This is a genomic window from Nocardia sp. NPDC060259, from assembly GCF_042728775.1.
Lineage (GTDB): Bacteria > Actinomycetota > Actinomycetes > Mycobacteriales > Mycobacteriaceae > Nocardia.
Window position 1 is genome coordinate 27682 of record NZ_JBHXAY010000029.1, and the last position, 14834, is coordinate 42515.

At 69.1% G+C, this 14834-nt stretch carries 17 protein-coding genes; 9 read left to right on the top strand and 8 right to left on the bottom strand.

Annotation, left to right across the window (positions count from 1 at the left end; all coding sequences use genetic code 11):
* Positions 1–39 precede the first annotated feature (39 nt).
* Positions 40–1023, bottom strand: coding sequence for a DUF3152 domain-containing protein (locus ACFWF2_RS14125; protein WP_379307907.1), 984 nt, complete (start codon positions 1021–1023; stop codon positions 40–42).
* Positions 1024–1322: 299 nt separating this feature from the next.
* Here ACFWF2_RS14125 and ACFWF2_RS14130 point away from each other — a divergent pair, with 299 nt between their 5' ends.
* Complete coding sequence (locus ACFWF2_RS14130; protein ID WP_379038081.1) at positions 1323–1985, top strand: TetR/AcrR family transcriptional regulator; 663 nt, start codon at positions 1323–1325, stop codon at positions 1983–1985.
* 58 nt (positions 1986–2043) lie between these two features.
* On the opposite strand, the gene ACFWF2_RS14135 is transcribed toward ACFWF2_RS14130, so the two are convergent.
* Together ACFWF2_RS14135 and ACFWF2_RS14140 are read right to left on the bottom strand one after the other, a co-directional pair.
* Positions 2044–2271, bottom strand: a complete 228-nt coding sequence (locus tag ACFWF2_RS14135) for a DUF3107 domain-containing protein (RefSeq protein WP_379307868.1) — start codon at positions 2269–2271, stop codon at positions 2044–2046.
* A 99-nt stretch (positions 2272–2370) separates the two neighbouring features.
* The gene (locus ACFWF2_RS14140; RefSeq protein ID WP_379307869.1) at positions 2371–2907 is read right to left on the bottom strand and encodes a YceI family protein; all 537 of its coding nucleotides are present in this window, start codon (positions 2905–2907) and stop codon (positions 2371–2373) included.
* 100 nt (positions 2908–3007) lie between these two features.
* On the opposite strand from ACFWF2_RS14140, the gene ACFWF2_RS14145 reads away from it, so the two are divergent.
* The gene (locus tag ACFWF2_RS14145) at positions 3008–3880 is read left to right on the top strand and encodes a helix-turn-helix transcriptional regulator (protein WP_379307870.1); all 873 of its coding nucleotides are present in this window, start codon (positions 3008–3010) and stop codon (positions 3878–3880) included.
* A 1-nt stretch (position 3881) separates the two neighbouring features.
* On the opposite strand, the gene ACFWF2_RS14150 is transcribed toward ACFWF2_RS14145, so the two are convergent.
* Together ACFWF2_RS14150 and ACFWF2_RS14155 are read right to left on the bottom strand one after the other, a co-directional pair.
* The gene (locus ACFWF2_RS14150) at positions 3882–4571 is read right to left on the bottom strand and encodes a ferritin-like fold-containing protein (protein WP_379307871.1); all 690 of its coding nucleotides are present in this window, start codon (positions 4569–4571) and stop codon (positions 3882–3884) included.
* 28 nt (positions 4572–4599) lie between these two features.
* Positions 4600–5652: an alpha/beta fold hydrolase gene (locus ACFWF2_RS14155; protein ID WP_379307872.1), complete on the bottom strand. Its 1053-nt coding sequence runs from the start codon at positions 5650–5652 to the stop codon at positions 4600–4602.
* A gap of 457 nt (positions 5653–6109) precedes the next feature.
* On the opposite strand from ACFWF2_RS14155, the gene ACFWF2_RS14160 reads away from it, so the two are divergent.
* From ACFWF2_RS14160 to ACFWF2_RS14180, 5 genes are read left to right on the top strand one after another with little or no spacing between them, the layout of a single operon-like run.
* The gene (locus tag ACFWF2_RS14160) at positions 6110–7825 is read left to right on the top strand and encodes a DEAD/DEAH box helicase (protein ID WP_379307873.1); all 1716 of its coding nucleotides are present in this window, start codon (positions 6110–6112) and stop codon (positions 7823–7825) included.
* Between the two features lie 35 nt (positions 7826–7860).
* Positions 7861–9099, top strand: a complete 1239-nt coding sequence (locus ACFWF2_RS14165) for a hypothetical protein (protein ID WP_379307874.1) — start codon at positions 7861–7863, stop codon at positions 9097–9099.
* Positions 9100–9127: 28 nt separating this feature from the next.
* Positions 9128–9745: an acid phosphatase gene (locus tag ACFWF2_RS14170; RefSeq protein WP_379307875.1), complete on the top strand. Its 618-nt coding sequence runs from the start codon at positions 9128–9130 to the stop codon at positions 9743–9745.
* Entirely contained in the window at positions 9742–10227 is a 486-nt protein-coding gene (locus ACFWF2_RS14175) for a GNAT family N-acetyltransferase (protein ID WP_379307876.1), read from the top strand. The genes ACFWF2_RS14170 and ACFWF2_RS14175 overlap by 4 nt, the downstream gene beginning before the upstream one ends.
* Positions 10228–10231: 4 nt before the next feature.
* On the top strand, positions 10232–10909 hold the full coding sequence (locus ACFWF2_RS14180) for an endonuclease V (protein ID WP_379307877.1): 678 nt from the start codon (positions 10232–10234) through the stop codon (positions 10907–10909).
* On the opposite strand, the gene ACFWF2_RS14185 is transcribed toward ACFWF2_RS14180, so the two are convergent.
* Complete coding sequence (locus tag ACFWF2_RS14185) at positions 10910–11278, bottom strand: hypothetical protein (protein WP_379307908.1); 369 nt, start codon at positions 11276–11278, stop codon at positions 10910–10912.
* A 177-nt stretch (positions 11279–11455) separates the two neighbouring features.
* On the opposite strand from ACFWF2_RS14185, the gene ACFWF2_RS14190 reads away from it, so the two are divergent.
* Positions 11456–12400, top strand: a complete 945-nt coding sequence (locus ACFWF2_RS14190; RefSeq protein WP_379307878.1) for a diacylglycerol/lipid kinase family protein — start codon at positions 11456–11458, stop codon at positions 12398–12400.
* A 252-nt stretch (positions 12401–12652) separates the two neighbouring features.
* Positions 12653–12907, top strand: a complete 255-nt coding sequence (locus tag ACFWF2_RS14195; RefSeq protein ID WP_022567051.1) for a WhiB family transcriptional regulator — start codon at positions 12653–12655, stop codon at positions 12905–12907.
* 111 nt (positions 12908–13018) lie between these two features.
* Here the strand turns inward: ACFWF2_RS14195 and ACFWF2_RS14200 are convergent, their stop codons facing one another.
* Complete coding sequence (locus tag ACFWF2_RS14200; protein ID WP_379307879.1) at positions 13019–14533, bottom strand: sensor histidine kinase; 1515 nt, start codon at positions 14531–14533, stop codon at positions 13019–13021.
* A 32-nt stretch (positions 14534–14565) separates the two neighbouring features.
* Positions 14566–14781, bottom strand: a complete 216-nt coding sequence (locus ACFWF2_RS14205) for a biotin/lipoyl-binding carrier protein (RefSeq protein ID WP_378855473.1) — start codon at positions 14779–14781, stop codon at positions 14566–14568.
* Positions 14782–14834: the final 53 nt, after the last annotated feature.

Genomic DNA, 14834 nt, shown 5'->3' on the forward strand with positions numbered 1-14834 from the left:
GCTGTTCTTCCCACCCATGGTCCCGCATGGGCCACCGCACTATCCGCGCGGGTACGGCCAGGGGTTGAAGCGGCAGGTCTTGCCGTCGGCGGGCACCACACCGTCCGGATCGAGCAACGCGATGTCGTTGTTCTTGGTGCCGAAGGTCTGCTGCATCATGATCGGCGCGAGCCCGCCGTCGGTCTCGCACGGCTGATGCCCGTGGTAGCCGATGGCGTGACCGACCTCGTGGTTGATCTGGTACTGCCGGTAGGAGCCGATGTCGCCGTCGAAGGCGAGCGCGCCACGCACCCAGCGCACCTCGGAGAGCACGACGCGGTCGATGTCGGCGTTGTAGCAGGACGAGTCGATCGGGATCTCGAATCCGCAGGCGGCGCGGGTGCTCTCACGCGACGTGAGCGAGAGGCGGAAATCGGGTTCGCCGGTGTCGATGCGCTGGAAGCCGAAGCGGGGGTCGTGGGTCCAGCTCTTCGGGTTGGCCAGGGTCGTCTCGACCATCTTGGCCACGGCGACGTCACCGCCGAACGGTGCGGTGTCGATGCCGTCCTCCACCTCGACGGTGTAGCGGAAGACGCGTTCGGTGCCGGTGCCGACCTGGGCGCTGGTGCCCGGCACCACATGCCAGGTGCCCGCCGCGCGGTCGACGTAGTCGCCGCCCTCCGGCAGCGCGCCGAGCGGCAGGTCGGGCGGGAACTTCCCGTCGCCGGGTGGTGCGCCGATGATGCCGGACTGGGCCACCTTGGGGCTGAGCGCGCCGAAACCGGGATCGTTCGCGGCGGGCATCGGGTTCGCGCGCAGGGCGTCGACGACCACCAGCACGGTGACGGCCAGCAACACCGGCAGCGCGTAGGCCCGCCAGCCGTAGCGGCGGACGAACCGGCCGATCGCGCTCTGCTTCTTCGCGTCGCGCTGCGGGCTGCGCGGCCTGCCGTTGTCGGTGTCGGCGGGGTTCCAGTGGGCGCGCAACGGCTGCCGGGATCGGTCGGCGGGCTGATACAGCCCGAGCGGGTCGTAGACCTGCAGTTCTCGCCCTTCTGGCGCCGACGTCACAGAACCGGACTCGGTGGGTTGCGTGGGGCGAGCGACATCGCGCCCGCCGCCGGATGGTCGTTCCGGTCGGTCGGTCACCCCACCAGATTCTCACAGTGCGCAACCCCGCCCTCGCGGCGGCCGCAGCAGATCGCACGGTTACGGCCCGGCGAACCCTGAGGCCTGGTACTACATTTCCAGGGCGAAACTTCATGGGAACACCGTGCGGGTATCGTTCGTGGGATACCGGACCGAACACCCCTGGGCCGGGGTAATCGACAAAGAGAGCCGAGATGACAGACCTCGTGGACCGCATGACCTCGCGCCGATCGGTGCCGGAAACGGTCCCGGCCAAGCGCGGCACCCGGCTGCCCCGTGACGAGCGGCGCCAGCAGCTGCTCCTCGCGGCCAGCGAAGTGTTCGTGCAGCGCGGCTACCACGCCGCGGGCATGGACGAGATCTCCCAGGTGGCAGGCGTCAGCAAGCCGGTGCTCTACCAGCACTTCGCGAGCAAGCTGGAGCTGTACCTGGCGGTGCTGCAGAACTATGTCGACATCCTGGTGTCGAGCGTGCGCCAGGCGCTGCGCTCCACCACCGACAACAAGCAGCGTGTGCGCGCCGCCGTCAACGCCTACTTCGATTTCGTCGACAACGAGATGCAGGGCTTCCGCCTCGTCTTCGAATCCGACCTGACCAGCGAGCCGCAGGTGCAGCGCCGGGTCGAGCAGGCCACCGAGGCCTGCGTCGACGCGGTCTTCGACCTCGTCGCCCACGACTCCGGCCTCGATCCCTACCGCGCCCGCATCCTGGCCGTCGGCCTGGTCGGCGCGAGCCAGTTCACCGCCCGCTACTGGCTCGAGGCCGACCGCCCGATCCCCAAGGACGAAGCGGTCGACACCACCGTCGCCCTCGCCTGGGGCGGCCTCAAGCACGTCCCGCTGCACCCCATCGGCTGACAGACCACAGGAAAAGCCCCGCACCGGATGCCGGTGCGGGGCTTTTCGCTGTCAGGACTCAGACCGTGGCGAAGCCGACGCGGCCGGTGGCGGTCGAGCCGATCTCCACGTAGGCCACCTTGGCCGCCTGGATCAGGAACTTGCGGCCCTTCTCATCGGTCAGCGAGACGACGCCACTCGCGCCGCCCAGCGCCTCGGTCACCAGCGCCTCGATCTCCTCAGGGCTCTGCGCGCTGTTGATCACGAGCTCACGCGGGCTATCCGAAATACCGATCTTGACCTCCACGGCCAACCTCCGAACGTAAGAGTCCTGTGTTGTCGCCTCCAGGCTAGTCGAGCGGGAACACCGCCGTCCCCGTGCCCAGCTGCGCTGTGAGCGAACGCCTCAGGCGGGCTCGACCAGCTCGATGTCGAGCTCGATCTTGACGGCATCCGACAGCATGCCCGGCATGGGGACACCGACGCCGAAGTCGGTGCGCTTGATGGTGCCGGTCGCGGAGAAACCGGCGTGGCGGGTGCCGTCCATGTAGTCGGCGACCCCACCCCATTCGACGTCGAGCGTCACCGGCTTGGTGACGGTACCGAGGGTGGCCTCGCCGGTGACGGTGAACGACTCGGCGACCCGGACCGACCCGGTGGCACGGAAGCTCAGGGTCGGGCGGTTGGCGACGTCGAGGAAATCGGCATTGCGGACGTGGGCGTCACGGTCGGCGTTGCCGGTGTCGAAGGAGTCGAGGTCGATGGTGGCGCCGATGGTCGCGGCGCCGGTCTCGTCGACGACGAATTCGGTCTCGAAGCGGGTGAAACCGCCGCGGACCTTGGCGATGCCCAGGTGGCGCACGGTGAAGGCGACCGTGGAGTGGCTGGCGTCGAGCGCCCAGGATCCGGTCTTGAGCTGCTGGGTCTGTGTCGAGGAAGTCATGACTCCACCCTGACCGGACCGTGGTCCGCTAGCCAGACCGCGGTTATCCTGGACCCGGCAGGGCGTGGCTGCGGGAACCAGGACCGGGCACTATCGAGACATGGCAGGCGAAGACATGGCAGATCGACCGGGTGCCCGTTCGGCATTCGCGGAGCTTCTCGTCGCCCGCCGCGCCGAGCTTCGTCCCGAGGACGTCGGCCTGCCCGGCGGCGGCAGGCGCCGCACTCCCGGCCTGCGCCGCGAGGAGGTCGCGGTACTCGCCGGTGTCAGCGCCGACTATCTGGCCAGGCTCGAACAGGGCCGCGACACCAATCCGTCGATGGCGGTGGTCGACGCGCTCGCCACCGCGCTGCGGTTCAACGACACCGAACGCGCCCACTTCGGCTGGCTGGCCTTGACCACGAGCAGCGAATCCCGTTGCCCGAGTACGGCTTTCGATCCGGTCCTGGATCAGGTGCCCGCCGCGTTGCGCAGCGTCATCGACGCGCTCGCGCCGACGCCCGCGTTCGCGCTCGGCCCGCGCGCCAATGTGCTGGCCTGGAACTCCGCGTGGGAAGACCTGGTCGGCCCGCTCGGCCTGCTCGACGACCCGGATCAGGTCAACCTGGCCGTCTGGACCTTCCGTCATCCACTGGCCCGCACCACGGTCACCGACTGGGCCCAGTTCGCCGATCACCTCGCCGACCAGCTCGCCAGGACCCGGCTGCGCAGACCCGACGACGAACGCATCGCGTCGATCATCGCGTTCTTGTGCACCGAACCGGAATTCGCCCGTCGCTGGCAACCACACCGCCTGGCCGAGGACATCCCCAGCCTCCTCGGCTTCGAACACCCGAGCCGGGGCACGCTCACGTTCACCGTGCAGACCCTGTCCGCCGATCGCGATCAGCAGGTCGTGATCTGGCTACCGCGCCAGGCTGCCGCCCGCGCACCGGAACTGCGCCTGGTGCCGGGCCGCGTGGTCGGCGGGTAATTTACAAGCCGAGTTCGGCCATGCGGGCGGCGTGACGCTGCTGCATGCGGTCGAACAGGGTCGCGATGCCGTTGAGGTCGCCGGTCGCGGCGAGGACCAGTTCGGCCAGCTCGTCACGCTGGGCCATCACGTACTGCGCCTGGGTGATCGCCTCGCCGAGGAGCCTGCGGCCCCACAGGGTGAGCCGGTCGCGCTCGGAGCGGCTGGCCGCCACCGCGCTGCGGACCTCGTCGACCACGAACTGCGAATGGTCCGTCTCGGCGAGCACATCGCGCACGACATCGGCGACCTCGGCGGGAAGCACGCCGACGATCTCGGAGTAGAAGTCGGCGGCCAGACCGTCGCCGACATAGAACTTCACCATCGACTCGAGCCAGGTCGAGGGGTCGGTGGAGGCATGGTAGGAGTCCAGCGCGCCCTGGTATTGCGCCATCGACATCTCGGGATCGGCGCCCCGCGCGGACAGGGCGGCCTCGAGGGTCTCGAAGTGCGCCAGCTCGGCGGCGGCCATCTTGGCGACCGCCACCCGGCCGCGCAGCGACGGCGCCAGCTTGGCCTCTTCGGCAAGTCGATAGAACGCGGAGATCTCACCGTAGGCGACGACGGCGAACAGCTCGGTCACCCCCGGGTGATCCGCGGCGAGCGGTTCGGTCGAGACAACATCCGGCGCGGCAGAGGTCTGTGCTCCCATGGGTATCAACCTTAGTCCCGATCGATGATCAGTCGCGCTCCGCCAGGAACTTGTCGAGGTAGGTCCATGTCGTGTCGCGCGCGTCCGGCCCGGCGAGGATGCCGAGATGGCTGCCGGGGGCGATCTCGTAGGTGACCGACGGGGAGCCGGTGAGGGTGCGCAGGCCCGCCTCGACGGCGGCCTTCGGCGTGATCACGTCGGCGGTGCCGCCGACCAGCAGCACCGGCACCCGCACGTCGGCGAGTTCGACGGTGCGGTCACGCAGCTGGAGCCTGCCCTGTCCGATGTCGTTGGCCAGAATGAACCGGCCCCAGATCTGGCCGTAGAAGCGGCCGGGGTAACCGGGCATCGCGGACTGGAACCGGTCGATGGATTCCATCTTGGCCAGCGTCTCGGTGCGCGCGATATTGCTCGCGAGGAACATCGGCCGCGCCAGTTCCCGCTCGAAGGCGGCGAGCCGGTAGCCGATCTTGACCAGCGGCGCGGGGATGCCGCCCGCGGCCCGCACCAGCGCGGTGGTGGCCTGGCCGCCGGTGAGGCTCGCGACCGCGCGCAGCTGCGGCATGCCGAGCATCTTGTTGTAGTCCAGCGGCGAGCCGACGCCGGTCACCGAGCGGATCGGCAGTTCCGGGTTGGCTGCCGCGGTGAGCAAGGAGAACACGCCGCCGATCGACCAGCCGACCAGGTCGACGGGCGCGCCGCCGCGATCGGCGCTGGTGCGCAGGATCGCCTCCGGCAGGATGTCGGTGACCCAGTCCTCGAAGCCCATCCGGCGATCGGCGAAGGAGATGTCGCCGTAGTCGACGAGGTAGGTCGAACGGCCGGTCGAGACCAGGTGCCGCGCCAGGCTCTGGTCGGGACGCAGGTCGAAGCAGGTCGCGGGCGCGGCCAGCGGCGGCACCAGCAGCACCGCGGAATCCGTTGTGGTGGAAGCGGATTCGGATTCGTAGCGACGCAGCAAGCGATGCGGCTCGTCCCACAGCACGGTCGAGGGGGCCGGGTTCGGCGGTTCGATGCCCGCGCCGAAGCTCAGCGCCCACGCGTTGCGCGCGGCGGTGGTGACGGTGTCGGTGATGCTCACGACAAGAATGTCTCACACCCGGTACCGGCGGTACCAAGTGAGTTCTGTTACACGCGACAGACACGCGCGAAATCAGGGCCGTCGAATTGTGCTGTGCCACACGGCCGGACCACGGGAATGTGCTGCCGAACAGGTATTCGTGGCGATGTGCGCCGCGCCGAAATTCGGGTTGCGAACAATATCACGCTACAATCACCGTGGACAACGCTAGTTTCCTCGCCCCGGCAGACCCTGCGGGCGCGACTCTCCCGCTCTCGCGGGCGCTGCGCTCCACCGGCGTTCAGCGCGGGCGGACGGCGGCGATGTCCACGGAAAATGTGCGCGCACCGAATCCGCATCACCGATGTGCCGCGCCGATGACGCGATAGCGATCGGTGCAGGCCCGGTGAATATCACAGGCGGATATGTGGTCGTCGCGGGCCGACCGGCCCGCCCCACCTCGTGCGTGCGAGATGCAATGACGAGGAAGGCACGAACCCTGAGCAAGATCACTGTCGAACAGGAACCCGGTTTGACCGACACCCTCCTGACGGCCGAACTGGACAACACCCATATCCCGCCGAGTTTCGCCGAATTGGGCGTGCGCGAAGAAATCGTGCGCGCGCTCGGCGAGATCGGGATCGAACGCACCTTCGCGATTCAGGAACTGACCCTGCCGCTGGCACTGGCAGGCGAGGATCTCATCGGTCAGGCCCGCACCGGCATGGGCAAGACCTTCGGTTTCGGCGTGCCGCTGCTGCACCGCATCGCCACCGCCGACACCGGAACCACCCCGCTCGACGGCACCCCGCGCGCGCTGGTCATCGTGCCGACGCGAGAGCTGTGCATCCAGGTCACCAAGGACCTGGAGAACGCGAGCAAGTACCTGACCAATCACCAGGGTTCGCTGAAGGTCGCCGCCATCTACGGTGGCCGCCCCTACGACACCCAGATCGCCGCGCTGCGCGACGGCGTCGATGTGGTCGTCGGCACCCCCGGCCGTCTTCTCGACCTGGCCAACCAGAACCACCTGATCCTCGGCAAGATCGGCGTGCTGGTCCTGGACGAGGCCGACGAGATGCTCGACCTCGGCTTCCTGCCCGATATCGAGCGCATCCTGTCGATGGTCCCCGACGCGCGGCAGACGATGCTGTTCTCGGCGACCATGCCCGGTCCGATCATCACCCTGGCCCGCACCTTCCTGAGCCGCCCGACCCACATCAGGGCCGAGGAGCCCAGCGATTCGGCGGTGCACGATCGCACCGCGCAGTTCGTCTACCGCGCGCACGCGCTGGACAAGAGCGAGCTGGTCGCCCGCGTGCTGCAGGCCGAGAGCCGGGGCGCCACGATGATCTTCACCCGCACCAAGCGGACCGCGCAGAAGGTGGCCGACGACCTGGCCGAGCGCGGTTTCGCGGTCGGCGCCGTGCACGGCGACCTCGGCCAGATCGCCCGCGAGAAGGCGCTGACCAAGTTCCGCAAGGGCACCATCGACGTGCTCGTCGCCACCGATGTCGCCGCGCGCGGTATCGACATCGACGACGTCACCCACGTCATCAACTACCAGTGCCCCGAGGACGAGAAGACCTACGTGCACCGGATCGGCCGCACCGGCCGCGCCGGGCGCACCGGCGTCGCGATCACCCTGATCGACTGGGACGAGCTGCACCGCTGGGCCTCCATCGACAAGGCGCTCGGCCTCGGCATCCCCGATCCGGCCGAGACCTACTCGCGCTCGCCGCACCTGTACTCCGATCTCGGCATCCCGGAGGGCATCACCGGCGTCGTCCGCAAGCCGAAGCCGGTGCGCGAGGAAGGCGATGTGGTCGAGGAGCGCGCCGAGCGTCCCAAGTCGACCCGCAGCCGTCGCCGCACCCGTGGTGGCAAGGCCGACAGCGCCGCGGGCACCGAATCGGGCACGACCGAAGCGGGCGCCGAGGACGCGGTCCAGGCCGAGGACACCACCGAGGGCGACAAGCCGGCTCGCCGCAGGCGCCGTCGCCGCAAGCCCGCCGAGTCGGGCGAGGCAGGCGAGGCGACCGCGACCGAGTCCGCAACCGAATCGGCACCGGCGGATCCGGCACCGGCCGCGGCGGACGACACGTCCGCGGAGGCGAAGCCCGCCCGCCGTCGCCGTCGGCGCAAGCCCGCCGATGCCGCGGCCACCGACAGCCCGGTGACGGTCGACGCTTAGTCGGCCACAACCCGGCACTGCGTACACTCCTTCTCGTGCTCGCACCCGAACGGCGGACGCGCGCCGATATCTTTGCCGCAGTAGCGATCGCCGTCACCCTCGTGGTGGCGGCGATCGTGGTGTGGGCGCGGGCCGATGTCACCGGGACCGATTCGGTCACCGCGTCCTCGCCCGCGCCGACGGTGACCGCGGCGACGCAGCTGCCCGCCACGCTCAGCGAGCTGTGGCATGCGGCCGACGGGGCGAGCAGCCGGGCGCTCACGTCCGGCAATGTCGCGGTGACCGGCGACGACGGCACCGTCAGCGGCCGGGATCCGGTCACCGGCAAGCAGCTGTGGTGGTATCGCCGCGATATGCCGCTGTGCGCGGTGGAATCCCAGTTCGGCGCCGTGATCGCCACCTACCGCGATCAGCGCGGGTGCAGCCAGACCACGATGCTCGAAGCCGATACCGGGGAGCGCAGGGTCGCCCGCAGCAGCTACATGGACGACGAGATCCGGGTCTCCGGCGACGGCACCTACCTGCTCGCCCTCGGCTCCGACCGGCTGGAGATGTGGCGTTCCGACTTGGTGCGCACCCTCGAATACGGCTACGTCGACGCCCCGGTCAACCCGAACACCCAGCCGCGCACCTGGTGCACGCTGTACTCGGCCGCGTCGAGTTCGTCCCGGCTGGCGGTGCTCGAGCGCTGCCCGTCCGACCCGTCCGCCCGGCTGACCGTGCTCAACCCCGCGCCCAAGGAGTCGACCAATCCCGAGGAGCACGGCTCGCGCGTGCTCACCGCGCCGGGCGCCGACTCCCCCGAGGTCCGCGTGATCGCGGTGTCGGACACCAAGATCGCGGTCTACTACCCGCCCACCCCGGCCACCGCCACCGGCCTCGGCCAACCGGCCAGGATCGCCGTGCACGACGGCACCGGCAACGAGATCGCGGTGCATCAGCTGACCGCGCCGTGGAACGAGCGCACCACGACGGTGACCCGGCTCGGTTCGGCGATCTACGTCTTCACCGGCGACAGCCTGATCGCGTTGAGCGCGGGCTCATTGCAGCCGGTGTGGACGGTCCGTGACGCGCTGGGCACCCCCGCGCTGATGGCGGGCAGGCTGCTCGTCCCGGTTGCCGACGGCCTGCTCGCGGTGGATACCGCCAACGGCGGGACCATCGCCCGGATTCCGCTCCAGCGCAGCGACTACGACGGCGGCACCATCTCCACCGCGGTCCTCGGCCCGACGGTGTTCGAGCGCCGGGGCGGCCAGCTCTACGCCCTCGGCTGACGTCGACCCCGCCTGCCATGATGGACCCATGTCCACACCCGACGCCCGAGTGGTCCTGCTGCGCCACGGCGAAACCACCTGGTCCAGTCAGCGACGGCACACCAGCCACACCGACCTGCCGCTGACGCCGCTCGGCGAGACACAGGCCCGCTCGGCCGGGCTGGTGCTGAAGTCGCTCGACCTGCGCGATCCGCTCGTCTTCACCAGCCCGCGCCTGCGCGCCAGGCAGACCGCCGAACTGGCCGGCCTCGCGCACGCCGAGATCGACGACGACCTCACCGAGTGGGACTACGGCGACTACGAGGGCCTGACCACCGCGCAGATCCGCGAATCCGTCCCCGGCTGGACGGTGTGGACCGCGCCGGTGCCCGGCGGCGAGACGGCCGAGCAGGTCGGCGCCAGAGCCGACCGGGTACTGAGCCGGGTCGAACCGGCGCTGTCCGAGCGCGATGTGGTGCTGGTCGGCCACGGGCACTTCTCCCGGGTGCTGATCGCGCGCTGGGCGCAATTCGCGGTGACCGAGGGCCGCCGGTTCGCGATGTCGACCGGCGCGATCAGCGAACTCGGCTACGACCACGACGCCCGCACCATCTGGGGCCACAACCTGACCACCCGCACCGAACCGATCGAGGGAGCCACCCGATGAGCGCGCTGGTCCGCCGCGCCACGCCCGCCGACGTCCCCGCGCTGGTCGGGCTCGTGCACGATCTGGCCGAATACGAGAAGGCGCCCGAGGAGTGCACCCTCACCACCGAGCAGCTGGACTCGGCCCTGTTCGGCACCGCGCCCGCGCTGTTCGCCCATGTCGCCGAGAACGACGGTGTCGTCGTCGGTTGCGCGATCTGGTTCCTGAACTACTCCACCTGGGACGGCGTGCACGGGATCTACCTGGAAGACCTGTACGTGCGCCCGGAGACCCGCGGCACCGGCCTCGGCCGGGCACTGGTCGCCGCGCTGGCGGCCGAGGCGGTCGAACACGGCTACAGCAGGGTGTCCTGGTCGGTGCTCACCTGGAACACCCCGTCCATCGCGTTCTACGAGTCCCTCGGCGCCGCACCGCAGGACGAGTGGGTCGGCTACCGGCTCGCCGGCGCCGAACTGACGGCGCTGGCGGCGACCGCGAGCTGAGCCGATGCGCATCGCATTACCGCACGAGTGGCCGCGCACGCCGGACGAGGCGATCGCCCTGCAGGACGAACTGCGCCCGCTGGTGCGCGCGGAAAACCCTGGGCCACCGCAATTCTCGACGGTGGCGGGAATTGATTCGGCCTATGCCGAGGACGGCACCGTCGCTACCGCGGCGGTAATTCTCGACATCGCCACGCTCGAAACCGTGGAATCGACAGTGGCACAAGGAATTTCGACTTTTCCTTATGTGCCTGGCCTGCTCGCGTTCCGGGAGCTTCCCGCCACGGTCGCGGCATTGGAAATGCTCACCCACACACCGGATCTGCTCGTCTGCGACGCCCAGGGCATCGCGCATCCGCGCCGATTCGGGCTGGCCTGTCATGTCGGGTTGCTGACCGGAATTCCCACCATCGGTGTCGCCAAATCGGTGTGGGGTGAATTCGCGGAACCGGGGCCGCGGCGCGGTGACGCCGGTGACGTCACCATCGACGGCGAGGTCGTCGGCCGGGCACTGCGCACCCGCGACGAAGTGAAGCCACTGTTCGTCTCGGTCGGACATCTGATCGACCTCGACACCGCCTGCGCGCAGATACTCGCCCTCACCCGGGGCTTCCGGCAACCGGAGACCACCCGCAGAGCCGACCACCTGTGCCGCGAGGCGCTGCGCGCGGCGACTGCCTGACTACGCCTTGTGCTCGGCGTCGGGGAGCTCGCCGTAGTCCAATGCCATGAACCGGCTCGTCGCCGGCGCGAACAACGCACCGAGCCCGCCGAGCACCACGATCGCCAGCAAGCTACCCCACAGCGGCTGGTGCGAATCGGTCAGCAGCGACCACGCCACCGGCAGCAGCAGCACCTGGGCGATGACCGCGATGGCGCGGCCCCAGCGCTTGCCGCGCAGCAGGGCGATGCCCGCGGCGAGCACGCCGCCGAACAGCACGCCGAACCAGATCGCGGTGCCGACGCCGCTGGCCACCGACTGGTCGTGACCGGTCAGCGCCCGCACCACCAGCACGATCGCGGTGACGACACCGGCCAGGCCCTCCAGCATCACCACCGCGCCAGCCACCCGCACCGTCGCCGGAACGCCGGTCGTCACCGGTTCGTCCTCGCGCTGTTCGCCACCGTCAGTCACGTCGTGCTCCGCCACGCGCCCCAGCCTACGACGACCTGTCGTGGCGACCCGGCGCGCGCCGTGTGTTCACGGTCTCCCATTACCCTCGACACCGTGCGGACGCTGCTCATCGTCAATCCGAATGCCACCTCGACCACCCCGGCGACCCGGGATCTGCTCGCCCACGCCCTGGAGAGCCGAACGCAGCTGACCGTTGCGCACACCCAGCATCGCGGCCACGCGGCCGAACTCGCCCAGTGGGCATCCACGCAGGAGATGGACCTGATCGTCGTGCACGGTGGCGATGGGACGGTCAACGAGACGATCAACGGCTTCCTGCCGCTGCCGCAGGTCGGCGACGACCAGGTCTGGCGACCACGTCTCGGCATCATCCCCGGCGGCTCCGCCAACGTCTTCGCCCGCGCCCTCGGCATCTCCCCCGATCCGGTCACAGCAACCAACCAGCTCATCGATCTGCTCGCCCGCGACGCCGACCGCAGAATCGGGCTCGGGCTGGCCGATGACCGATGGTTCACTTTCAGCGCAGGCGTCGGCCTCGACGCCGATGTGTGCGAGGCGATCGACGCCGCCCGCGCCAAAGGTCGCAAGGCCACTCCGACGCGCTATCTGCGGACAACGGTGCGCCAGTTCTTCCGCGCCCGGCGGCGAGAACCGAGCGTCACCGTCGAGGTTCAAGGACACGATCCGGTGGAGGCCGTTCATTACGCCTTTGTCACGAATTCGAGCCCGTGGACCTATCTCGAGGACCGCCCGATTCGCACCAATCCGGGAACGACCTTCGAAGCCGGACTCGGGGTGTTCGCGGTCCGTTCGATGAGCGTGACCCGCACACTGCTGCTTGCCAGGCAGTTGCTGGCCGAGAATGGAAACCCCAAGGCCGACGCACTTTTTCGAGTCGACGACGTGCCGTCGGTGCACATCGAGACGGCCGAGGAGATCGGCCTGCAAATCGATGGCGACTTCATCGGAAAACGCAAGATGGTGCATTTCACATCGGTGCCCGGCATCCTCGATGTTGTCGCTCCGAAACCTTCCTGAGCTCCGGACACGCGGAAGAATCTCCTTGTTGCGCTGCGAAAACCAGGAGACGCGAGTACAAAGGACCGGGCAGGTTCCCCTTGCGGGGCCGCTAGAGCGTGATCTCCCCCACGGTGCGCCGGACACCTATTGACATCTACGGTGTTCGTGAAAGCATTCACAAGCAACCGTGCGGAAACATTCGAGTCGCACAAGTGAACGATCCACTAACCAGAGGTGCCCTTTGTGGCGCCCGCGCAAAGGAGCAGAGGAATGGACTGGCGCCACAAGGCCATCTGTCGCGATGAGGACCCCGAGCTGTTCTTCCCGGTGGGTAACAGTGGTCCTGCGCTCGCGCAGATTGCCGATGCCAAGCTGGTCTGCGCCCGCTGCCCCGTCACTGCCGATTGCCTGTCATGGGCCCTGAAGTCCGGACAGGATGCCGGCGTGTGGGGTGGAATGAGCGAAGACGAGCGTCGCGCGCTGAAGCGGCGCAACGCGCGCACCCGTACGCGTACCTCCGTCTAGTCGACGAAGGAGGCGTTACCGGGCCATTCAGCCCGGCCCGGTAACGCATGTGAGAACCCGGCACCTCGCGGTGCCGGGTTTATTGTTGCCTACCTGCGGTTTCGAAGGTTCTCAGCGTCCGGCGCGACGGCCGAGCGGGACCCGGAGCACCGCGTCGGTGCCCACGTCGGCGCCGGGGTGCAGGCCGATCGAACCACCCAGTTCCGAGGTCACCAGGGTCCGCACGATCTGCAGGCCGAGGCGGTCGGAACCCTCCAGACTGAACCCGGACGGCAGGCCACGACCGTCGTCACTGATGATCACGTCGAGCCAGCGGGCCGACCGTTCCGACCGAATCGTCACGGTACCGTTCTGCCCCGCGTCGAAGGCGTGCTCGATCGCGTTCTGCACCAGCTCGGTCAGCACCATCACCAGCGGCGTCGCCCGCTCCGCGGAGAACACCCCGAGCGAGCCCGCCCGGCGGACCTTGATCCGCGCGGTGTGCACCGTGGCCACATCGGCCATGATCGGCAGCAGCCGGTCGACGACCTCGTCGAGGTCGACCTCTTCGTCCACCGACATCGACAGCATCTCGTGCACCGAGGCGATCGAGGTCACCCGGCGCACCGATTCCGTCAGTGCCACTTGGGCTTCCGGGTTCTCGGTGCGGCGGGCCTGCAGGCGCAGCAGCGCCGCGACGGTCTGCAGATTGTTCTTCACCCGGTGGTGGATCTCGCGGATCGTCGCGTCCTTGCTCAGCAGCGCGCGGTCGCGCCGCTTCACCTCGGTGACGTCGCGCACCAGCACCGCGGGCCCGGCCAGTTCACCGCCGGGCCGCATCACCAGCGTGCGCAGCAGCACGGTCGCGCCGCGCGCCTCGACCTCCATCCGGCGGCCGGTGCGCCCGGCCAGCGCGGCCTGGATGTCGGCGACGACTTCCTGCGCGTCGAACGGATCGGTGATCAGCGAGCGGGTCGTCACCGCGAGATCCTGGCCGACCAGATCGGCCTGCATCCCCATCCGGTGATAGGCCGACAGCGCGTTCGGGCTCGCGTAGACCACGATGCCCTCGGTGTCGAGCCGGATGAAACCGTCACCCGCGCGCGGGCTGGAGTGCGTCGCCGCGCGATCCTCCGGTGTCGGGAAACTGCCGTCGGCGATCATCTGGCACAGATCGTCGGCACACGCGACGTAGGCCCGCTCCAGCGTGCTGCGCACCCGGGACCGCTGCAGATCGGAGTCGCGGCTGAGCACCGCGATCACGTCCTCGCCGCAGCGCACCGGAATCGCCTCGCGCACGGCGTGGGCGGGTGTCGGATGGTAGACCCCGCTGACCTCCACCTCGGTGTCGGTGCGCACCGTCTGCCCGCTCAGCAGGGCGTCGAACACCTGCGGGAAGTCCGCGCGCGACGCGGTGGTGTCCACCTTGTCGTCCAGGTGGACGGTGGGCGCTGTGGTCGGGCGGATCTGGGCGACACACACGACATCGGCGCCCTCGGAGACCGGGCCCGCCCCCACCCACAGCAGCAGATCCGAGAACGAGAGGTCGGCGAGCAACTGCCAATCGCCCACCACCCGTTGCAGATGGTCCACGGCGGTGCCGGGAAGGTCGGTGTGTTCGGCCAGGAGCTCGCTCAGTGTTGCCACGTTGGATCTACCGCTTCGCTTCCCCGTGCGCCCTAGGCGATGGTGGCGATCAGGTCGCCTGCCTGGAGGACCTGGCCGGGCGCCACGTCGATCGAGGTGACATCGCCCTCGACTTCGGTGAGCACCGGGATCTCCATCTTCATCGACTCGAGCAGCACCAGGGTCTGGTCGACCCGCACATGCTCACCGACAGCGACCTCGACAGCGAGCACGGTCGAGACCATCTCCGCGCGCACTTCTTCAGACATGGCACCTCGTTCAATAGTCGTATCCGGCGAAGCTACAGCCAACCACACATGAA